The sequence below is a fragment of the Providencia sp. PROV175 genome (assembly GCF_032707045.1).
Classification (GTDB): Bacteria; Pseudomonadota; Gammaproteobacteria; order Enterobacterales; family Enterobacteriaceae; genus Providencia; species Providencia hangzhouensis.
This window is the reverse complement of record NZ_CP120533.1, coordinates 1,488,046-1,508,687: the sequence shown is the minus strand read 5'-3', so window position 1 is coordinate 1,508,687 and position 20,642 is coordinate 1,488,046. Positions and strand designations below refer to the sequence as shown.

General features: G+C 42.0%; 20 protein-coding genes and 1 other RNA gene. 7 read left to right on the top strand and 14 right to left on the bottom strand.

Annotation, left to right across the window (positions count from 1 at the left end; all coding sequences use genetic code 11):
* Positions 1–5: 5 nt before the first annotated feature.
* The 4 genes from prfB to xerD all read right to left on the bottom strand — a co-directional run bounded on the left by prfB (position 6) and on the right by xerD (position 4,607).
* Positions 6–1,107, bottom strand: a protein-coding gene (gene prfB, locus P3L44_RS06525) for a peptide chain release factor 2 (protein WP_096863166.1) whose coding sequence is annotated in 2 segments (ribosomal slippage) — positions 6–1,028 and positions 1,030–1,107 — 1,101 coding nt in all. Because the reading frame shifts where the segments join, the coding sequence is not laid out codon by codon here.
* A 128-nt stretch (positions 1,108–1,235) separates the two neighbouring features.
* The gene (recJ, locus tag P3L44_RS06520; protein WP_140170977.1) at positions 1,236–2,969 is read right to left on the bottom strand and encodes a single-stranded-DNA-specific exonuclease RecJ; all 1,734 of its coding nucleotides are present in this window, start codon (positions 2,967–2,969) and stop codon (positions 1,236–1,238) included.
* 9 nt (positions 2,970–2,978) lie between these two features.
* A complete protein-coding gene (gene dsbC, locus P3L44_RS06515) occupies positions 2,979–3,683 on the bottom strand; it encodes a bifunctional protein-disulfide isomerase/oxidoreductase DsbC (RefSeq protein ID WP_096863312.1) in 705 nt (234 codons plus the stop codon).
* A 21-nt stretch (positions 3,684–3,704) separates the two neighbouring features.
* On the bottom strand, positions 3,705–4,607 hold the full coding sequence (xerD, locus tag P3L44_RS06510) for a site-specific tyrosine recombinase XerD (RefSeq protein WP_004261814.1): 903 nt from the start codon (positions 4,605–4,607) through the stop codon (positions 3,705–3,707).
* Positions 4,608–4,724: 117 nt separating this feature from the next.
* On the opposite strand from xerD, the gene fldB reads away from it, so the two are divergent.
* Complete coding sequence (gene fldB, locus P3L44_RS06505; protein WP_272662116.1) at positions 4,725–5,243, top strand: flavodoxin FldB; 519 nt, start codon at positions 4,725–4,727, stop codon at positions 5,241–5,243.
* 108 nt (positions 5,244–5,351) lie between these two features.
* Here fldB and P3L44_RS06500 read toward each other — a convergent pair whose 3' ends face one another.
* Together P3L44_RS06500 and sdhE are read right to left on the bottom strand one after the other, a co-directional pair.
* Positions 5,352–5,762, bottom strand: a complete 411-nt coding sequence (locus tag P3L44_RS06500) for a protein YgfX (protein WP_036958456.1) — start codon at positions 5,760–5,762, stop codon at positions 5,352–5,354.
* The gene (sdhE, locus tag P3L44_RS06495) at positions 5,743–6,009 is read right to left on the bottom strand and encodes an FAD assembly factor SdhE (RefSeq protein WP_004261864.1); all 267 of its coding nucleotides are present in this window, start codon (positions 6,007–6,009) and stop codon (positions 5,743–5,745) included. Before sdhE ends, P3L44_RS06500 begins: the two co-directional genes overlap by 20 nt.
* Positions 6,010–6,256: 247 nt before the next feature.
* On the opposite strand from sdhE, the gene ygfZ reads away from it, so the two are divergent.
* From ygfZ to P3L44_RS06480, 3 genes are all read left to right on the top strand, one after another.
* Positions 6,257–7,240: a tRNA-modifying protein YgfZ gene (gene ygfZ, locus P3L44_RS06490; RefSeq protein WP_140170983.1), complete on the top strand. Its 984-nt coding sequence runs from the start codon at positions 6,257–6,259 to the stop codon at positions 7,238–7,240.
* 11 nt (positions 7,241–7,251) lie between these two features.
* Entirely contained in the window at positions 7,252–7,872 is a 621-nt protein-coding gene (locus tag P3L44_RS06485; RefSeq protein ID WP_004261871.1) for an HD domain-containing protein, read from the top strand.
* 243 nt (positions 7,873–8,115) lie between these two features.
* Positions 8,116–9,012 (top strand): YncE family protein, encoded by an 897-nt coding sequence (locus P3L44_RS06480; protein ID WP_272662115.1) that lies wholly within the window; start codon positions 8,116–8,118, stop codon positions 9,010–9,012.
* 101 nt (positions 9,013–9,113) lie between these two features.
* Here P3L44_RS06480 and gcvP read toward each other — a convergent pair whose 3' ends face one another.
* The 8 genes from gcvP to P3L44_RS06440 all read right to left on the bottom strand — a co-directional run bounded on the left by gcvP (position 9,114) and on the right by P3L44_RS06440 (position 19,155).
* Positions 9,114–11,990 carry an aminomethyl-transferring glycine dehydrogenase gene (gcvP, locus tag P3L44_RS06475; protein WP_272662114.1) on the bottom strand — a complete coding sequence of 959 codons (2,877 nt, stop codon included), beginning with the start codon at positions 11,988–11,990 and terminating at the stop codon, positions 9,114–9,116.
* 533 nt (positions 11,991–12,523) lie between these two features.
* The gene (gene gcvH / locus P3L44_RS06470) at positions 12,524–12,916 is read right to left on the bottom strand and encodes a glycine cleavage system protein GcvH (RefSeq protein ID WP_036958523.1); all 393 of its coding nucleotides are present in this window, start codon (positions 12,914–12,916) and stop codon (positions 12,524–12,526) included.
* Between the two features lie 45 nt (positions 12,917–12,961).
* Positions 12,962–14,056 (bottom strand): glycine cleavage system aminomethyltransferase GcvT, encoded by a 1,095-nt coding sequence (gene gcvT / locus P3L44_RS06465; protein ID WP_096863171.1) that lies wholly within the window; start codon positions 14,054–14,056, stop codon positions 12,962–12,964.
* Between the two features lie 54 nt (positions 14,057–14,110).
* The gene (locus tag P3L44_RS06460; protein ID WP_112307211.1) at positions 14,111–14,290 is read right to left on the bottom strand and encodes a hypothetical protein; all 180 of its coding nucleotides are present in this window, start codon (positions 14,288–14,290) and stop codon (positions 14,111–14,113) included.
* Between the two features lie 289 nt (positions 14,291–14,579).
* On the bottom strand, positions 14,580–15,809 hold the full coding sequence (ubiI, locus tag P3L44_RS06455) for an FAD-dependent 2-octaprenylphenol hydroxylase (protein ID WP_272536474.1): 1,230 nt from the start codon (positions 15,807–15,809) through the stop codon (positions 14,580–14,582).
* Between the two features lie 26 nt (positions 15,810–15,835).
* Positions 15,836–17,014 carry a 2-octaprenyl-6-methoxyphenyl hydroxylase gene (ubiH, locus tag P3L44_RS06450; protein ID WP_094962993.1) on the bottom strand — a complete coding sequence of 393 codons (1,179 nt, stop codon included), beginning with the start codon at positions 17,012–17,014 and terminating at the stop codon, positions 15,836–15,838.
* Between the two features lie 34 nt (positions 17,015–17,048).
* Entirely contained in the window at positions 17,049–18,371 is a 1,323-nt protein-coding gene (pepP, locus tag P3L44_RS06445) for a Xaa-Pro aminopeptidase (RefSeq protein ID WP_004261898.1), read from the bottom strand.
* Between the two features lie 199 nt (positions 18,372–18,570).
* On the bottom strand, positions 18,571–19,155 hold the full coding sequence (locus P3L44_RS06440) for a YecA family protein (RefSeq protein WP_094962992.1): 585 nt from the start codon (positions 19,153–19,155) through the stop codon (positions 18,571–18,573).
* A 139-nt stretch (positions 19,156–19,294) separates the two neighbouring features.
* Between P3L44_RS06440 and zapA the strand changes: the two genes are divergently transcribed.
* The 3 genes from zapA (at position 19,295) to P3L44_RS06425 (ending at position 20,631) form a co-directional block, all read left to right on the top strand.
* Entirely contained in the window at positions 19,295–19,624 is a 330-nt protein-coding gene (zapA, locus tag P3L44_RS06435) for a cell division protein ZapA (protein ID WP_004913067.1), read from the top strand.
* Positions 19,625–19,735: 111 nt separating this feature from the next.
* Positions 19,736–19,917: non-coding RNA, 6S RNA (ssrS, locus tag P3L44_RS06430), on the top strand.
* Positions 19,918–20,037: 120 nt separating this feature from the next.
* Entirely contained in the window at positions 20,038–20,631 is a 594-nt protein-coding gene (locus P3L44_RS06425; RefSeq protein WP_140170992.1) for a 5-formyltetrahydrofolate cyclo-ligase, read from the top strand.
* The last annotated feature ends 11 nt before the right edge of the window (positions 20,632–20,642 follow it).

The following is a 20,642-nucleotide window of genomic DNA, read 5'->3' as shown; positions in this document are numbered from 1 at the left end:
TTTCCTCACAGGCCAGCTTTTAAACTAGCTTCAATGAATTTATCCAAATCACCATCCAGTACGGCTTGCGTGTTACGCGTTTCCACACCAGTACGTAAATCTTTAATTCTTGCATCATCAAGGACATAAGAACGAATCTGGCTTCCCCAGCCAATATCAGATTTGTTCTCTTCCATCGCTTGCTTGTCTGCATTTTTCTTTTGCATTTCCAGTTCGTATAGCTTCGCTTTTAACTGGCGCATAGCTTGGTCTTTATTTTTATGCTGCGAACGGTCATTCTGGCATTGCGTCACAATATTGGTTGGAATATGTGTGATACGTACCGCTGATTCCGTTTTGTTTACGTGCTGACCACCCGCACCAGATGCACGGTATACATCAATACGCAAATCCGCTGGATTGATTTCGATATCAATATCATCATCAACTTCAGGATAAATAAACGCAGAACTAAAAGAAGTATGGCGACGCCCTCCTGAGTCAAACGGACTCTTACGAACCAAACGGTGAACACCAGTTTCCGTTCTTAACCACCCGTAGGCATAGTCACCAATAATTTTGACTGTTGCCGATTTTAGCCCAGCAACATCACCATCAGACTCTTCGATAATCTCGGTTTTAAAGCCCTTTGACTCGGCCCAACGCAAGTACATACGCAATAACATACTTGCCCAATCTTGCGCTTCAGTACCGCCAGAACCCGCTTGTAAATCAATGTAGCAATCTGCACTATCGTATTCGCCAGAGAACATACGACGAAATTCAAGTTGCTCTAATTTGCCTTCTAATTGCTCTAGTTCAGCTTCAGCTTCATTGAATGTGTCTTCGTCATCAGCTTCAACCGCAAGCTCTAATAAACCTTCAACATCTTCAAGGCCTTGCGTCATCTGGTCAATCGTTTCAACAATTGCTTCAAGAGATGAGCGTTCTTTACCAAGGGCTTGCGCTCTTTCGGGTTCATTCCACACATCAGGCTGTTCAAGCTCAGCATTGACTTCTTCTAAGCGTTCTTTCTTGGCATCATAGTCAAAGATACCCCCTCAGAACCACTGTCCGTTCAGACAGGTCCTGAATCTTATTTTTTACTGGGTTTATTTCAAACGTCATTTTTCAATATCTTATGGTTAGTCAAAAATAATTTTTTATTCACAAACCGCTTAGTATAGCGGAATTTATCTCATGTTTATAGCGCCATCAAACGCTATTTGCTGGTTATTCCGCCGTTTATGATAGGCTTAATCAGGCCAAATATGCTCAATCATTAGCTGGACGTTTTTTTGTCCACGATATTCGTTCACATCTAATTTAAAGGCTATTTTCGCTTTTTTGATGCTGTTATCTGGCCATCGACGAACATCAATATTAAACATAATTGCATCTAACATTGGCCCACCATTCACGGGTTCCAGCATAAGTTTCAAATGGCGCTCACCAACAAGCCTTTGCTGTAACAATTGGAATTCACCATCAAATATAGGTTCCGGAAATGCTTGTCCCCATGGGCCACTTTCTCGAATAAGTTCTGCAGTTTCTAAACAAAACTCATTGCGTGAAAGTTCGCCATCACTCCAGATTACCCCAGCCAATTGCTCAGGTTGAACTAATTCACCCATCAATAATTCAAAGTGATGTTTAAAAGCGTCAAATTGATCAACATGCAAAGTTAAGCCTGCTGCCATTGCATGGCCACCAAATTTTTGCATAATCCCGGGTTGTAATGTATTTAACCGTTCTAATGCATCCCGCATATGGACACCCTGAATGGAACGCCCAGAACCTTTTAATAAACCATCACCCGCAGGAGCAAAAGCGATAACAGGACGATGATATTGTTCTTTGATCCTTGAGGCGAGTATACCGACAACCCCCTGATGCCATTCAGGATGATAAATGGCTAAGCCATTTGGTAACTGGCTTTCACCGTATTCGAATTGATTAAAAAGCACGAGCGCTTCTTGCTGCATACCCGCTTCAATCTCACGGCGAGTTTGATTCAGCCCATCTAACTCATTTGCCAGTTCCCTTGCATACGCCATATCGTCTGTCAGTAATAATTCAATGCTCACTGACATATCATCTAATCTGCCTGCCGCATTTAGCCTAGGGCCAAGCGCAAACCCAAAATCATTTGCCACTAGTCTTGATAAATCACGTTTGGAAACCTCAATGAGGGCTTTAATACCCGCGCAACAGCGCCCAGCTCTAACACGATTTAGCCCTTGGTGAACTAAAATGCGGTTATTTGTATCAAGAGGAACCACATCTGCAACAGTTCCTAATGCAACCAAATCAAGGTACTCGGCTAAATTAGGCTCTGCTAGCCCTTGCTGCACAAACCACCCTTGCTGACGTAGATATGCACGTAAGGCAGACATTAAATAAAATGTGACACCAACCCCGGCTAATGATTTAGATGCAAAGCAACATTCATTTAAGTTCGGGTTGATTATCGCATCCGCAGCAGGCAAAGTTTCCCCCGGCAGATGGTGATCGGTAATAATTACATTCATTCCATATTGATTAGCTACTGCAACTCCTTCATGGGATGAGATGCCATTATCAACGGTAATAATGAGATTCGTTCCGCGTTTACAAGCTTCTTCGACAACCAATGGCGTTAATCCATAACCATTTTCAAAACGGTTCGGAACGATATAATTGATATTTCTATATCCCATTGATTTTAGAGCTCTAATAGCTAATGCCGTACTGGTTGCTCCATCCGCATCGAAATCCCCAACAATAGTAATAGCTTCATGTTCATTTAACGCACGATAAAGTAGGGGCAATGCCTTATCAACACCCGATAATGTCCGATAATCCAATAAATTAGCTGCTTTGCGCTCTAACTGATTGATATCCGTGATGCCCCGATGCTGGTAAATTCGTTGTAATAGCTCAGGCAAGCCAGGAAGTTGAGCGGCAGAACTTTGCTGCTGTCTTTGTTGTAAGAGTGTTTCTACATTCACAATAATTAACTATTTTTCGTTGAGTAATTGAACAAGGGCATCCGGTTTCATGTATCCAGGCAGTAATTGCCCATCCGGTAGGATGATTGCTGGTGTTCCCGTCACTTTGAATAAATTACCCACACTCATATGTTTACTTAGGTCAATTTTGCAATCTTCAATCATGGCAACTTCTTCACCTTTAAACGCTTGAGTTAATGCTTTTTGTTGTAGGCCATTGCACCAAATAGATGCCATTTTCTTTCCTACGTCGCTATCTGCACCTTGGCGTGGATAAGCCAGATAACGCACCGTGACACCTTGGCTGTTTAATTCACCAACAGATTCATGTAATTTTTTACAATAACCACAACTAATATCGGTAAAAACTGTCACAACATGCTTTTCCTGAGGGGCTTTGAAGATAATCATTTCATCTTTGAGCGCTTCTACTTTTTTCATTAATGGCTGATTACTGATATTGACTGGGTTTTTACCGCTCATATCATAAATTGGCCCTTGCAATAAATATTTGCCATCATCAGTGATATAAACAACCCCTGTTGTGGTTTCAACAACATTCAGCCCAACGATTGGCGAAGGTTTAATTACCTCAACAACCATGTTGTATTTTTCCAAAGTATCACGGATAACTTTTTCTTCTGTTGCCCCATAGACCGTGGAAGTCACAGTCGCAATACATGCAGCAGCCAATAATAACAATTTGCGTTTCATAGATAGTCCTTTAATCATGCATCACCCCCTTGGATGATGCTGCTCATGCAATACTCGTAACCGTTCAGTAGCAACATGAGTATAAATTTGGGTGGTTGAAAGATCACTATGACCTAACAACATTTGTACCACGCGTAAATCTGCCCCATGATTGAGTAAATGGGTTGCAAATGCGTGTCTAAGAACATGCGGTGAGAGTAGCTCGCTATCAATATGTGCAAGTACTGCATAATATTTTATTCGATGCCAAAACGTTTGCCGAGTCATTTTCGTGCCACGCTTACTCGGGAATAGAATATCGCTAGTTTTGCCATTTAATAAATCTGGGCGACCTTCATCAATATATTTCTCTAGCCAATATATTGCCTCTTCCCCCAAGGGAATCAATCTTTCTTTATCGCCTTTACCAACAACGCGAATAACCCCCTGCCGCAAGCTAATATCTGAAAAAGTTAAGCCGATTAATTCAGAAACACGCAAACCACAAGCATATAGCACTTCCAACATGGCCTTATCACGTAGTTCTAAAGCATCTTCGGTAGCAGGGGCATTTAATAAATCTTCAACTTGTTTTTCACTTAAATCTTTGGGTAAACGCTGCGGAATTTTGGGGGCAGCAATCACCGCAGAAGGGTCATCCAGACGGATTTTCTCCCGATACAAATATTGAAATAACCTACGCATCGCACTTAATAAACGTGCTGAACTGGTTGCTTTATATCCACAATCAATACGTTCCGCAAAAAAAGATTGTAAGTCAATTGATTGAACACTTTCTAAATGCAACTGATGCGCATCAAGCCATTTATCTAATAGTTGAAGGTCATTACGATAAGAAGCCAATGTATTTTCGGCTAGATCTTGTTCAAGCCAAATTGTATCAAGAAATTGTTCAATTAATGGATTAAGTTGTTTTGTTTCCACGACAGATAAGCTTCCTTTAGATAATACCACACGATTCTATTATGCCTGAATGTGGCTGCTTCTGTTACAATATCTCTCTTGTGATGAAAACCATAGCTGGACATAGTAATAATATATATGAAAATAGGTCTTTTTTACGGTTCTAGTACCTGTTATACCGAAATGGTTGCAGAAAAAATACGTGATATTCTCGGCGATGATTTAGTCACATTGCATAACGTTAACGATACACCGCCAGCAGAAATGGAACAGTATGATGTTCTTATTTTGGGAATACCTACGTGGGATTTTGGTGAAATACAGGAAGATTGGCTTGAAATTTGGGAAGCGCTTCCCAATCTTAACCTTGCAAATAAAATCATTGCGATGTATGGACTGGGTGACCAAATAGATTATGGCGAGTGGTTTCTTGATGCCCTTGGCATGCTCTATCATCAACTAAAACCAACTGGCGCTAAATTTGTCGGTTTCTGGCCAACTGAAGGCTATACCTTTGATAGCCCTAAACCACTCAATGAAACTGGTGATATGTTTGTTGGGCTGGCATTAGATGAAGTCCACCAGTTTGAACAGACCGATGAACGTATTGCGCAGTGGTGTGTGCAGATTTTTCAGGAAATTGAAACGCTATTATGATGCAAGTTTATATGTACTTGATGTACTTGCTCATCGCCCCCCCAAAGTGAGGGTTACCTACCCTACACTAGGCTACCAATTTGATTTATCACCTATGATTTTGGTAGCCTAAATATCAGGGTATTGCAGCAATAATTGGTTTAAATTACGCCAATTCTCTTCCGACAATGCGTCTTTTGCAACCCACAAATGGAGTTTTTGTGGTTTACCTTGTAACGCTTCTAGTGTCAGTAATATACCATAGCGGGTAAGCCAAGGTGCTTTCAGTATTCTCCATTCATTTTTCTTCCACTGAACCTTATTACCATTAACCAGCACAGCAACCCCTTTTATTTTACTGATATTTTTCTGGCTCTTTGCCCAACTCGCAACGACAACCACTAATAGCGGCAACCATATCATTGAGTTACCAGGGGACCATGGAGCCAATAGTAAAAACATCCCAATGACCCCATGAACACAGGTTGAGAACAGTTGGGTTTTCCATGAAATGGAGAGATTAGATTTCCACAGGACCACGATTTTTATTTTTTTCCTGAATCAGTTTAATCATACGAAAAAGTTCGTCATCATCTGGACGACCGTGATTCATTAGCCAATTGAATAAATCAGGGTCCGCACATTCTAATAAACGGACAAATACCTGCTTATCGTGAGTTGTTAGGTCATCATATTCATACTCAAAAAACGGCATGATTGAAATATCTAATTCACGCATACCACGGCGGCATGCCCAATGAATTCGCGCTTTATTCTCAATATCCATTCTACTACGGCCTTTTTTGCAGTTAACTGATTAGATTGATTATTTTCCATACTCTAACAGATTATCCGCTAAGAAAACATGTTATAGACTACATTGTTGTAATTTTAGTAGTAAAATACCGTTTTTCTACAAACAGATGATAAAAAACTATTAGATAATACAGCTTCATCATAATAACTACTTGCAATGTTATCTAGCTATTTTACCATTAGGCACCTTTATCTATCAAAGAACAACAGGTGAAATCATGACTAACCAAATTGATAGTACACAGCAATTCCCTCTCGGATCTCAGTCTTTACCACTCGTTTTGATTTCACTGGAAAACTGGGAACTTATTCACCTTCACGGCGCCGATGCAGAAAAATACCTGCAAGGCCAAGTAACCGCAGATATCGCCACACTCAAGCAATCACATGCATTAACCGCACATTGTGATCCTAAAGGTAAGATGTGGAGCGACCTCCGCCTATTCCATCATTTAGATGGCTACTCATATTTATTAAGAACCAGCGTTGCCGACTCACAACTCGCCGAACTGAAAAAATATGCTGTTTTTTCGAAAGTCACCTTTGAAAAAAAACCAGAACTGAAATTAGTCGGAGTCGCGGGTAAAGGCGCTAGAGAAGCACTGGCAACATTATTTACTGCATTACCTGACGCTCAAAACCAAGTGGTTACAGACGACGCCTCCACAATATTACATTTTGCATTACCCACAGAGCGTTTTTTAGTGATCACGAACGAAGAAACGGCACAAAAAATGGCCCAAACCTTAGGTGCTATTCAGGTCAACGATGAACAATGGTTAGCCCTTGATATCGAAGCCGGTTTTGCGGTTATCGATCAGCAAAATAGTGCCCAACATTTACCTCAAGCAACCAACTTACAAGCCCTACCTGATGGTATTAGCTTTAAAAAAGGCTGTTATACCGGTCAAGAAATGGTTGCCCGTGCAAAATTCCGTGGTGCAAATAAACGTGCGATGTACACCTTAAAAGGTACAGGTACCACTATTCCTGTCGTTGGTGAAGGTGTGGAATGGCAGCTTGGTGATAAATGGCGCCGTACAGGAACTGTTTTAGCTGCTATTCGCTTAGGTAGCGGCGAAATCTATGTGCAAGTCATTATGAATAACGATATGGAAGCGGATAGCGTTTTCCGTGTTATGGGGGATGAGCAAAGTCATCTAACTATCGCATCATTACCTTATTCATTAGAAGAGAATTAATTGGAGTTTTTATGTCATCTGCATTAGGTAACAAGCCCGTAGAGGTGGTTAATTTTGGGGCTTTTACCGAAGTCGTCCAATTTTTGATGGAATTAGATAAACTCAAAAGTGTTTATCGTAAAAATAAGTTATTGAACCGTGAACGCCAAGAAAACACAGCAGAACACAGTTGGCAATTTGCCGTTGCAGCAATGAGTTTTGCACCTTATGTTCAAGGCATTAATATCGAACATGCGATAAAACTTGCCCTTGTTCATGACATTGTTGAAATTGATGCAGGCGATGTATTGGTATTTGATAATGCCGCTCGTGATGCTATTCATGAAGAAGAAGTTAAAGCGGCTAAGCGTATTTTTAACTTACTGCCTAGCCCGCAAAATGAAACGCTATTAGCTCTGTGGAATGAATATGATGCATTAGAAACCCCGGAATCTGTGTATGCGAATGCCATTGACCGAGCGATGCCGATGCTGATGAACCTGCATAATCAAGGCCAAAGTTGGGTCGAAAACCACATTCGTCTGGAACAAGTTCTCAGTAAATGTGATTATATTCAGCAGATCCTACCTGAATTTTATCAACAACTTAAATTACAATTGGAACTCGCTCAGCAAAAAGGCTGGTTACTGTAATTTATGTCAGAAGCGGCTACAAAGCCGCTTTATTTAACGTGTTACACTCATCTAATCTATGTGTATTACCCACAGCAAGATATACTTTTCACTAATTCATTATTTTGATTTAAATAATAAACCACTTTATATTTTTTAATAATTATTAATCTCGACTTATATAGAAATACCAATATTAATAACTTGCCAATTATTAATATCGCTCCTATCTTTATCATTGAACATTTGCCAAAGAGGTTTAAAATGGAAAAATTCAATGAATATTCAAATCCTTACCTTTTACTTCTAGATGTCCATTCACCCGCTATAATTCAATTCAATAAATCAACACATCAAACAATCCCAATTATCGAAGGACTCGGTGGAACCCCTGATGGTATTGCCGTTGACCCTGCTAACCGATTAATTTATTGGAGTAATATGGGTGAAGATTATGAGGCTGACGATGGCTCCATTAATGTGATGAATTTTGATGGTACTGGCAGAAAAATACTATTGGGCAACGGAAAGATAAGAACGCCAAAACAATTGCATCTTGATTTAGTAAATCAACGATTATATTGGTGTGACCGTGAAGGTGGTATGGTTTCATCATGTAATATTGATGGTTCTGATTTATTCGTCCATGTAGCAAGACCCCGAGATAAACACAATAAAGTAGATATATTAGACCAATGTGTTGGCATTACTGTTGATGTCACAAATAATTGGATTTACTGGACTCAGAAAGGGACCCCTAAAGGTAATTTAGGTCGTATTTTTAGGGTGCCATTAACGCCTAAAATCCAACAATCGGCCAATCAACGAACTGATATTCAATTACTCCTTCAAGACCTCCCCGAACCTATTGATTTATTGCTTGATAAAGAAAACCATATTTTATATTGGACAGATAGAGGCGCTGAGCCCGATGGTAATAGCTTAAATTGTGCCAATATTTCTGCTGATGGATTAAGCCATTACAAGGTGATAAGCCGTGGTTTTAAAGAGGCTATTGGACTCACATATGATAAGCCTGCACAACTGATGTATGTGGCTGACCTTAATGGAGGGGTTTACCGAGTCATTATAGAAACAGGTGCCGTGGAAAAGCTACACCAAGGTAAAAATTATACGGGTGTCTCACAATATTTAGGTTAAATAAATCCTAAATAAATAAAGGCTTGAATTCAGTAACTCACCGAAATCAAGCCTAAAGAGTATTTAATTCACATTATATAATGGAAGTGTGCGATATATTCCTACATATAATCTTCAATCGGCACACATGAGCAGTGTAAATGACGATCCCCATACACATCATCAAGCCGTTTTACTGCTGGCCAGTATTTATTCGCTTTCGTTTGTGCTGTTGGGAATGCTGCGAGTTCACGGCTATAACTATGAGGCCACTCCCCGGCTAGCTCCGTTTGCACATGAGGCGAATTCACGAGAGGGTTATCTTCTAGTGTCCACTGCCCTTTCACGACTTGGTCAATTTCATCGCGTATCGCTAACATGGCGTCAATAAACCGATCAATTTCAGTTATGCTTTCAGACTCTGTCGGTTCAATCATTAATGTCCCTGCTACAGGGAAAGACATGGTTGGCGCATGAAAACCATAATCAATTAAGCGCTTAGCAATATCGAGCTCACTGATACCCGTATCTCTTTTAATTGGGCGTAAATCGACAATACATTCATGGGCAACATAGCCTTCTTGCCCTGTATATAAAATGTCATAACGGCCAGAAAGACGCTTGGCAATATAATTCGCATTTAAAATAGCAACTTGGCTAGCTTTACGTAGACCATAAGAGCCCATCATCCGAATATACATCCAGCTAATTGGCAAAATTGATGCACTGCCAAATGGGGCTGCAGATACCGCACCTTGGTCAGTTAACATTTCTTGCTCAACCACAGAATGCCCCGGTACGAACGGTGCCAAGTGTTTTTTCACACCGATAGGCCCCATACCTGGTCCGCCACCGCCGTGAGGGATACAGAATGTTTTATGCAAATTCAGGTGAGAAACATCCGCACCAATAAAGCCCGGTGTTGTTAACCCAACTTGAGCATTCATATTTGCACCATCAAGATATACTTGACCACCATATTGGTGAATAATTTCACACACTTCACGAATACTTTCTTCATATACCCCGTGGGTTGATGGGTAAGTTACCATCACACAAGAAAGAGCTTCGCTATGTTGCTGAGCTTTTTCACGTAAATCCGTTAAATCGATATTACCTTCATCATCACAACGCACTACCACCACTTCCATACCTGCCATATGCGCAGAGGCAGGATTGGTACCGTGAGCAGAAGCCGGGATCAAACAAATATTTCGCTCCCCTTCATTGCGACTCTCATGGTAACGACGAATAGCTAATAAACCTGCATATTCACCTTGAGCCCCTGAGTTAGGTTGCATACAAACCGCATCATAACCGGTCAATTGTACTAACCAATGAGAAAGCTGTTCTATCATTTGATGATAACCTTGCGCCTGCTCAGGTGGACAAAACGGATGTAGCTCGCCAAATTCAGGCCAGGTAATTGGGATCATTTCCGCAGCCGCATTAAGCTTCATGGTACAAGAACCCAGAGGGATCATAGCTTGGTTTAATGCTAAATCTTTGCGCTCTAAGCTATGCATGTAGCGCATCATTTCGGTTTCACTGTGGTAACGATGAAAGTTGGGATGTACTAAAATTTCATCATCACGTCTCATCGTGTTTGGAATTGCTTGTTCTGTCGCGGAAACTGACTGATCTAGTTTTTCAAAATCCAGCTTAGTTTCGACGCCGGTGATCACTGCAAACAATTCATTTAAATCTTGGCGGGTCGTGATTTCACTAAAAGTCACGCCAACTGCACCACGAATATCAGTACGTAAATTCAATTTGGCTTTTTCAGCACGCGCTAGCACTGCTGTTTTGTCTGCGACTTCAATGCAAAGTGTATCAAACCAAGTTTTATGGCGTGATACGAAACCTGCATCTGCTAATGCCTTGGCAAAAATAGAGCTAAAGCGATGAATGCGCTCTGCAATTATTTTCAGCCCTTTTGGCCCATGATAAACCGCATACATGGCTGCGATATTGGCTAACAGCACTTGGGATGTACAAATATTCGAGTTCGCTTTTTCACGGCGAATATGTTGTTCACGGGTTTGCATCGCCATACGCAGTGCGGTATTACCTGCTGCATCCCGTGACACACCGATAATACGTCCCGGCATTGCCCGTTTAAATTCGTCACGACAAGCAAAGAAGGCCGCATGTGGCCCACCATACCCCATCGGGACGCCAAAACGCTGTGCTGAACCGAAGACAATATCCGCCCCTTGCTTACCCGGTGCAGTGAGCAATACTAGCGCCATCATATCTGCTGCAACGCAACTGACAATTTTACGCTCTTTTAATTGGGCAAATAGCGAACTGTAGTCATGGACATTACCTGTCGTGCCAACCTGTTGAAGTAACACACCAAAAACACCTTCGTGTTCCAGTGCTTTCTCTGCGCTATCCACAATCACTTCAAAACCAAAAGTACCCGCACGCGTGCGAACGACATCTAGCGTTTGCGGATGAACATCATCTGCTACAAAAAAGCGTTCTGCATCTTTCAGTTTGCTGATCCGTTTTGCCATTGCCATAGCTTCAGCCGCAGCAGTGGCTTCATCTAATAACGACGCAGAGGCAAGGTCTAACCCCGTAAGGTCGATAGTTACCTGTTGAAAATTCAATAATGATTCTAAACGACCTTGTGACACCTCCGGTTGGTATGGCGTATAAGCGGTATACCAACCCGGGTTTTCTAATAAATTACGCAAAATAACCGGCGGAAGCACTGCAGGCGCATACCCCATACCAATGTAGCTTTTATAGCGCTTATTGAGTGACGCTATCGCTTTTAATTCAGCTAAGGCTTCTTGCTCAGTTGCTCCCCCACCCACTCTTGGTGGCTCTGCAAGCAAAATGGCTTTAGGGACAATTTTGTCCATCAAAGCATCTAATGACGTTGCACCCACGGTGTCTAACATGGTTTTTAATTGTTGTTCTGATGAACCAATATGGCGCGAAATGAATTCTGAACGGTTTTCTAATTGACTCAGTGACATCGACATATCTGTGTTCCCATCCTTTGTCTGCTATGCATAAGTTGTAGGGCGGTTATTACGGAACTTGCGAGATAACGCTTAAAATCAATAATATTGCGGTTGTTTCTTATTTCTAACTAATTAGATTTTATCAATCCTCTAAATAGCTCATCTTATGGCTATCACTAAAAAGTGTTTATTCTAAATAGTTTGCGTTGTGGCTAGGCGGCAAGCAAATGAGACCCTAGGAGCATACATAAGTATGTGACTAGGGCGAGAGAGCGAAGCCAACACCGCCACAGCAACCAAAAGTGTTTATTCTAAATAGTTTGCGTTGTGGCTAGGCGGCAAACCAATGAGATCCTAGGAACATACATAAGTATGTGACTAGGGCGAGAGAGCGAAGCCAACACCGCCACAGCAACCAAAAGTGTTTATTCTAAATAGTTTGCGTTGTGGCTAGGCGGCAAGCAAATGAAACCCTAGGAGCATACATAAGTATGTGACTAGGGCGAGAGAGCGAAGCCAACACCGCCACAACACAAAATATGACGAATAAACTATTCTTCGGCTTCGATCATAGAGGTATACCCCGCCGCATCAATCAAATCCGCCAGCTCTGCGGTATCGGATGCTTTAATGCGGAAAATCCAACCTTCTTGATACGGCTGTTCATTTACGAGTTCTGGCGCGTCATTTAACTCACTATTAACCGCCACAATTTCGCCACTCAGTGGTGCGTAAATATCAGATGCTGCTTTAACTGATTCGACGACTGCAACGTCATCACCTGCACTTACCGCCGTTCCCACCTCGGGTAAATCAACAAACACCATGTCACCCAACGTTTCTTGCGCATGTTCGGTGATACCAACTGTAAATTCACCATTACCTTCATCGCGCAGCCACTCATGTTCACGGGTGTACATTAATTCTTTAGGTGTATTGCTCATCATTAGCCTCTCAATTTTTAAATTTATTAATCAGATTCGCCCAAATTACACTAAGCAGTTACCTTCACGGACAAAGCCCGGTTTAACAACTTCAACTGGCATTTCTCTTTGTCTGATTTCAACAATTGCTTTGTCTTGAATTCCGTTCGGGACACGCGCTAACGCAATACTGAAGCCAAGGGTTGGCGAGAAAGAGCCACTGGTTATTACCCCTTCTTGTAGTTTCCCCAGTTCATCAGTAAAGCGAACAACTTGCCCTGCACGCAGTATACCTTTTTCACGCATCACAATACCGACAAGTTTTTCAGTACCTTGTTCGCGTAATTTTTCCAATGCTTCACGGCCAATAAATTGGCGATCTTCTGGTTTCCAAGAGATCGTCCATCCCATATTCGCGGCTAATGGTGAAATCGTTTCATCCATATCTTGCCCATATAGGTTCATACCGGCTTCAAGGCGCAAAGTATCCCGCGCCCCTAAGCCCGCTGGGTGTACCCCTGCCTTAAGCAGTTTATGCCAAAATTCAACGACCTGCTCTTTAGGCATAGCAATTTCATAACCTTTTTCGCCGGTATAGCCCGTGGTTGCGATGAACAAATCTCCAGTTTGAATACCATAAAATGGTTTCATTCCTTCAATGGCGCTATTTTGTTCCGAACTCAGTAATGAATGAACCTTTTCTGGTGCTTGCGGCCCTTGGACAGCTAATAACGCTAAGTCATCGCGAACACGAATTTCAACGGCATAACCTTTAGCATGTTGTTCAATCCAAGCGAGGTCTTTATCGCGTGTTGCTGAGTTGACGACGAGACGATAAAAGTCATCAGCGAGGTAATACACAATCAGGTCATCAATAACACCACCTGAAGCATTCAGCATGCCTGTATATAAGGCTTTACCTTGCTCTGTAAGTTTATTGATATCGTTGGCGAGAAGATAACGAAGAAAATCACGACAGCCTTCGCCGTGTAAATCGACAATAGTCATATGGGAAACATCAAACATCCCTGCTTCGGTTCTGACAAAATTATGTTCATTGATCTGCGAACCATAATGCAACGGCATCATCCAACCATGAAAATCGACCATTTTTGCACCGCAGGCTATATGTTCATCATATAGCGTTGTTTGCTTTACCATGAATACCCTCTTTACATTATTAATTAATATGACAGGGTGATTGCGTAGTGAAAATTATCCATCTGCAACAAAGTCGCGAGATAATTTTAACCCAACGCAAACGATAACTTTTAAAAAACCTACCACTGTTTGCAGTTCTATTCTATAAAAAAAAATAGGGCGACCATCCATCTGTATTACTGATTGCGCTCTGATTTTGCCAGTGCTTTTTGTTAAATAATTGAGAATGATCACTCAAAACCCTTACATTTAGCGTCTAGGAGCTCAAAATATCATCAATTAAAGAATTTAAATGATAGCTTCGCCAATAAAACTCATCACACCAATATAAATAAAACTAATGCGAAAAATGAATGTAATTAGTTTTTTTCAGTCATGATAAAAAGAGAAAAGTCTGCTATTCATACTAAAACAAGATCGGCAGGGTTATTTCGTATACAGAAACCAGTGATGACACTTTGTATATTGAAATTAAAAAAGAAAAAGACACAATTTATAAGATTGTGCCTTTGCAGAAAGGGATTTAGAGAGTGTCTTCGACTTGTAACTGTTCCAGCCACTTCGGCATATCAAACAGCCCCATCGCATGGTTCAATAATTGCGGTTTAACACCCGGTAAGCTGTCCGCTAAAACCAGCCCGATATCACGAAGTAATTTCTTCGCAGGGTTATTGCCATCAAACAATTCACGGAAGCCTTGCATACCAGCTAACATCAACGCTGCACTGTGCTTACGGCTGCGCTCGTAATCACGCAAGTATAAATATTGACCAAAGTCTTTACCTTCGCGGTGCAAACGTTTAATTTCACCAATCAACATAGCCACATCCATAAACCCAAGGTTAACCCCTTGGCCTGCTAATGGATGAATGGTATGTGCCGCATCCCCCAACAGAGCTAAGCGTTGAGCTGCAAATTGCCTTGCATAACGCCCTGTGAGAGGAATGGTTAATCGCTCACTTTCCACTTGGCAAAGACCCAGACGAACATCAAATGCAACCGCCAGTTCTTTATTAAAATCAGCAGGTTCTAAAGATTGACGCCTAGCTGCTTCAGTGGCAGATTGAGACCAGACAATCGAGCAAAGATGTGGGTCACTTAATGGTAAAAACGCCAAAATACCTTCACCATCAAAAGCTTGTCGAGCAACGCCTTCGTGAGGTTTTTCGGTTCGGATCGTAGCAACTAACGCGGTATGTTCATAATCCCAAAAGGTTAATGGGATATCAGCATGGCTACGCAACCACGAGTTTGCCCCATCAGCCCCCACAATCAACCGTGCCGTTAACATGTTTTCATCATCTAACGTAATGAAAACATCATTTTCTCCCCACACCACTTTTTTAATTGTTGCGGGGGCCAATAATGTCACATCGCGAAGCTGAGACGCCTTTTGCCATAGTGCATCACGTACAACATTATTCTCAACAATATGCCCTAAATGCGTCAGGTTACGTTCTTGAGCGGTAAAAGAAATACGCCCAAAGCTATCGTTATCCCAAACTTCCATGCCATTATATGCAGAAGCTCGCATTCCTTTAATAGTTGACCATACACCTAAGTGGGTCAGTAACTTTTCACTTGCCGCATTAATAGCAGATACCCTTAATGCATGCGGCTCTGCTACACTAAATGGCAGCTTAGGTGGATGAGTCTCAATTACCGCAACACGAAGCCCACTCCCTTCAAGCCCACAAGCGACTGCTAACCCAACCATACCACCACCGGCGATAACCACATCAAATGATTGCATATTTTTTATTCCTCTTTATATCGTGGTTATTGGTGTGCAACCCAACCCAATGTTTGGCGAGCCAAAACATCACGAGCTGGCGGTAACATTTCCATTGCCATTAAACCTAAGTTACGCCCGACAATAAGCGGTAAACAGCGATTCGCAAATAAACGAACCAAACCGTCGGTTATCGTAACCGTTTTGTCTCTATCTAACGCTCTGGCTTGCTGGTATTGGCTGAGTAATGAATAACGGCCAATGTCTTGCCCTTTCGCGTTTGCATCTACCACAATGTGAGCCAGTTGCATCACATCACGGATACCTAAATTAAAGCCTTGCCCCGCAATAGGATGCAGGGTCTGAGCAGCGTTCCCCACTAACACGACTCGATGACTAACAGGGTTAAGCGCCTTACGTAATACCAATGGATAACAATGACGCTTACCGGCCATGACGATTTCGCCTAGCCGCCAGCCGAATGCTTGCTGTAATTTATCCTTGAATGTCTCATCATCCCAAGACCTAATTGTGTCAGCTTGTTCTTGCTGATGGCACCAAACCAATGAACTACGGCCTTGTGACATTGGCAACAAGGCTAATGGGCCAAATTCCGTAAAGCGTTCAAAGGCTTGGCCTTGTGGGTCTATGGCGGTTTTCACATTCGCGATAATAGCCACTTGCCCATAATCGTCCTGTTGCCATTGCATATGGCAGGCTTTACCAATCGCGGAATGGCTGCCATCCGCAGCAATCAGTAATTCCCCTGTCACCTTATCTCCATTATTCAAGGTGACCGTCACAATCTCTTGTTCACGATGGACATTTTCTACTTTTGCAGGGCAATAAAGGGTTACACCGGGGGCTTTACGTAACAATGAAAACAGGCGGGCGCCAGCTTCGTGCAGCTCAATAACATTGCCTAGAGCATCGATATGATAATCATCGGCTACGATATTCACAAAACCAGCATGGCCCCTATCAGACACATGAACATGATTAATGGGGGTCACACAATCCGCTAAAGCAGGCCAAATGCCTATTTTTGCTAACGACTGACAAGTACCGTGGGCTAGCGCAATCGCACGTGCGTCGAACCCCGGATGTTTGCCATCAGGCAAAGCTGCCTCGATTAATGAAACCGATAATTTTCCTTGGCTAAGGGATGATATCGCCAGTGCTAATGTTGCACCCGCCATACCGCCCCCCACGATGATCACATTCATGCGTTGTTTATTACCTTTCTATGATGACTGACAGCTACCCTAAATTGTGCGTTGCTGCCGCCATTAGGGCTTCAATTTCATCAGGGTCTTTCACGACTAAATCTGTTAAGTTTTCATTTCCGTTTTCGGTGATAACAATATCATCTTCGATACGTACACCAATACCGCGATATTGTGGTGGCACATCGGCATCTGGAGCAATATATAAACCAGGCTCAACAGTTAATACCATCCCCACTTCAAGTGTACGGTCGCGGTCTGTGCCATAAAAACCTACATCATGTACATCTAACCCTAACCAATGACTTAAACCATGCATAAAGAATGGCTGATATGCTTTGTTTTCGATCAATTGATCCACATCGCCTTGTAAAATTCCAAGTGCGACAAGACCTTCTGTTTTGATACGAACAATTTCACGAGTCACCTCATGAATACTGGTTCCCGGGCGGTATAGCTCTAACGCGGTATTTAACGCTTTAAGGACGATATCGTAAATTTCACGTTGCGCTTGGCTAAATTTACCATTTACTGGGAAAGTACGCGTGATATCCCCTGCATAGCCTTCAAATTCTGCCCCCGCATCAATCAAGACTAATTCGCCATCCTTCATTAGGCTCTCATTTTCGGTGTAATGCAAAATACAGGCATTTTCACCACTACCCACAATGGAGTTGTACGAAGGGAAACGTGCACCATGGCGAGTAAATTCGTGTTCTAACTCACCACAAAGTTGGTATTCATACATGTTAGGTCGGCAAGTTTCCATGGCTCTAACGTGTGCGAGAGCAGAAATTCGCCCAGCCATACGCAAGGTATTAATTTCTTCTTCTGACTTAAATAAGCGCATTTCATGGACAATCGGCCGCCAATCAACCAATGTTTGTGGCGCTCGTAAGTGACGGCGGCTGCCTTTACGTAAAATATCTAAGGCATCAAATACCAATTTATCGGCATAGGCAAACTCCCCCTGTGCATGATAAACCACATCGAGGCCGTTCAGTAATTGATAAAGTTGTTCTTCTATTTCATTGAAAGGTAACGCTTTGTCGATACCTAACTTTTCAGGTGCGGCGTCTTGGCCAAGGCGGCGACCAAACCAAATTTCAGCAGTTAAATCACGAACACGGTTAAAAAGAACAGAATGGCTATGTTTTTCATCGCTCTTAATCAACACTAATACGGCTTCAGGTTCGCTAAACCCCGTCAAATAAAGGAAATCACTGTGTTGACGGTACGGGTATTCGCAATCCGCATTACGCTGCGCAGGAGGCGCTGAGAAAATAATTGCTGCACTGCCTGGTTGCATTTGAGCCAATAATGCATTGCGACGAGAAATAAATTCCTGTTTATTCATACCGTTTTTGCCTTATTATCAGAATAATTAGATTGCTGAATATATTGCTTGTGTTTAACCAATCACATAACAACATACACTGGCGAAATGACTTAAAACTGGATACACCCCGTTTTCAAGCACTTAATTTTATCAATAATATAATATCGTCCGATAAAGTTAAGTGGCTTTGAAAACTCACGTTACACGTTAAAAGAAACTAATGAAGAACTGGCTTATCATTTTCTACTGCGGTTGGGCCTTGGCCTTTAGTTGGCTCAATCAATGCAATGTAACATAATTGCACCGCCACCCTGACATACTCCACCACTTCTTCTAACGCTTGCTCGAGTTCTTCTTGGTCTTCGTCTTCATCATAACCAAGCATACCAATATTGCGTAAATCTGTGATAACCTCGCTTATCTCTTTTTTATCAGCCAGTTTCGGTTGTGTAACACCAACACCTAATAAAAAGTGATTTACCCAGCCAGCTAGCGCATCAGCATGGTCAAAAACAGAAGCATCTTCGTCAGGAAATAGCATAGTAAATGCAAACTCGCTATCATCAAGTGCTTCAAACGTGGTATCAAAAAGTTCTCGCAGTGGCTGTGAAACGGTTTGTGGAAAAGCTAAACCATCGTTAGCAAGGTCATGGACTAACGTTTGCCAGCTTTGATCACGTCCCCCACCACAGATCAACCCGGTTATTAGACCATGGATCTCCGCGGCAGTAAGTGCGATTGAGTGCTGTTGCAGTAGTTTGTCCAGTGATTCATAGTTTGGTAAAGATTTTTGTATAGACATCTGAATTCGTCATGTTAGCTTATGATTCGTGATATGCTACCATCAAGGATAGCCGCTAGACCAGTATGCTTTTGTCTTATCTATTAATTGCGCCAAATATGATGTATTTATGGCGAGTATTATTCAGTATGGAGGTATCATGTCCGCACAACCTGTCGACATCCAGATTTTCGGGCGTTCAATGCGAGTTAACTGCCCATCAGAACAAAAAGAAGCCCTTCTTGAGTCGGCTAAAGAATTAGAACAACGCTTGCAAAATCTGAAAGATAGAAGCGGTGTGACCAATATGGAACAACTTATTTTTATCGTAGCATTGAACGTCTGTCACGAATTAGCACAAGAAAAGACAAAAACGCGTGATTATGCTTATAATATGGAAGAGAAAATAAAAATGTTGCAGCACACAATCGAACAAGCGTTGCACGATCAGGTGAAAATTACTGAGAGGCAGGTATTGCCCTTAGAGTAAATCTGCTTATTAATCAGACACTAGTAGAAAAAAATATACAAAATTAAGGTTGCATTTTAAATCTAGTTTCGTACAATGAAATCACTGAGTAACGATAAGTTCTCAAACCAAATTTCTCTGAGATGCGCGTGAGTGGGCGAGTCCCCTGAGCCGATATTTCAACTAAATAGAATGTGGTTATGGCGCTGGTGAGCATGCCTGATTCGCTCAGGAAGCCTAAAGGTTGCTAAACTGCGTTCACCTTGAACCAAGGGTTCAAGGGTTACAGCCTACAACGGCATCTTGGAGACCCTCAATTAAGTTCCTGCTTATTTTTCATTTGTTTTCTACATAACCTTTCATCTTGCGATATACTTCAAGTAATTTACTTTCTTGGTTAACTGTTTTTTATCGCATATATAACAGGTTATCACATGCAAGACTCCCTCTCGACCCAACGCCAGCAGGTACGTCAAACAATCCGCCAAGCACGTCGTCAATTAAGCGCTCAGCAGCAATATGACGCTGCGGAACAACTCATGCATAATGCATTAAACCACCCGAAAATAGCACAAGCCAACACGATTGCTTTGTTTCTTTCTTTTGATGGCGAAATTGATACTAAACCGCTCATTCATGCACTCTGGGCTGAAGGCAAACAAGTCTATCTCCCTGTTTTACATCCTTTTAGTCGTCACCATTTACTGTTTCTTCACTATCGCCCCGATAGCCAACTCGTTAAAAACCGATTTAATATTGATGAACCACCGCTTGATGTTAGAGATGTGCTACCACTTGAGAAACTGGATATCATGCTTATCCCATTAGTGGCATTTGATACTCAAGGGCAACGGTTAGGTATGGGAGGTGGGTTCTATGATAGGACTCTAGCAAATTGGCAAAAAACCGGTTTTTATCCAATTGGCCTTGCCCATAATTGCCAGCAAGTAGAAAAACTCCCCATCGCACACTGGGATGTTCCTTTACCCGAAATTATTACGCCGCAAAAAGTATGGCGCTGGTCATAAATACCCGCGCC

What these genes read in the sequence shown, in the direction of transcription:
- P3L44_RS06440 (WP_094962992.1), bottom strand. Translation starts at nt 19,155, where the DNA reads ATGTCTATACAAAAATCTTTACCAAACTATGAATCACTGGACAAACTA.
- ubiH (WP_094962993.1), bottom strand. Translation starts at nt 17,014, where the DNA reads ATGAATGTGATCATCGTGGGGGGCGGTATGGCGGGTGCAACATTAGCA.
- P3L44_RS06425 (WP_140170992.1), top strand. Translation starts at nt 20,038, where the DNA reads ATGCAAGACTCCCTCTCGACCCAACGCCAGCAGGTACGTCAAACAATC.
- gcvP (WP_272662114.1), bottom strand. Translation starts at nt 11,990, where the DNA reads ATGTCGATGTCACTGAGTCAATTAGAAAACCGTTCAGAATTCATTTCG.
- sdhE (WP_004261864.1), bottom strand. Translation starts at nt 6,009, where the DNA reads ATGGATATTGAGAATAAAGCGCGAATTCATTGGGCATGCCGCCGTGGT.
- zapA (WP_004913067.1), top strand. Translation starts at nt 19,295, where the DNA reads ATGTCCGCACAACCTGTCGACATCCAGATTTTCGGGCGTTCAATGCGA.
- dsbC (WP_096863312.1), bottom strand. Translation starts at nt 3,683, where the DNA reads ATGAAACGCAAATTGTTATTATTGGCTGCTGCATGTATTGCGACTGTG.
- pepP (WP_004261898.1), bottom strand. Translation starts at nt 18,371, where the DNA reads ATGAATAAACAGGAATTTATTTCTCGTCGCAATGCATTATTGGCTCAA.
- ygfZ (WP_140170983.1), top strand. Translation starts at nt 6,257, where the DNA reads ATGACTAACCAAATTGATAGTACACAGCAATTCCCTCTCGGATCTCAG.
- gcvH (WP_036958523.1), bottom strand. Translation starts at nt 12,916, where the DNA reads ATGAGCAATACACCTAAAGAATTAATGTACACCCGTGAACATGAGTGG.
- P3L44_RS06485 (WP_004261871.1), top strand. Translation starts at nt 7,252, where the DNA reads ATGTCATCTGCATTAGGTAACAAGCCCGTAGAGGTGGTTAATTTTGGG.
- gcvT (WP_096863171.1), bottom strand. Translation starts at nt 14,056, where the DNA reads ATGGTAAAGCAAACAACGCTATATGATGAACATATAGCCTGCGGTGCA.
- fldB (WP_272662116.1), top strand. Translation starts at nt 4,725, where the DNA reads ATGAAAATAGGTCTTTTTTACGGTTCTAGTACCTGTTATACCGAAATG.
- P3L44_RS06480 (WP_272662115.1), top strand. Translation starts at nt 8,116, where the DNA reads ATGGAAAAATTCAATGAATATTCAAATCCTTACCTTTTACTTCTAGAT.
- ubiI (WP_272536474.1), bottom strand. Translation starts at nt 15,809, where the DNA reads ATGCAATCATTTGATGTGGTTATCGCCGGTGGTGGTATGGTTGGGTTA.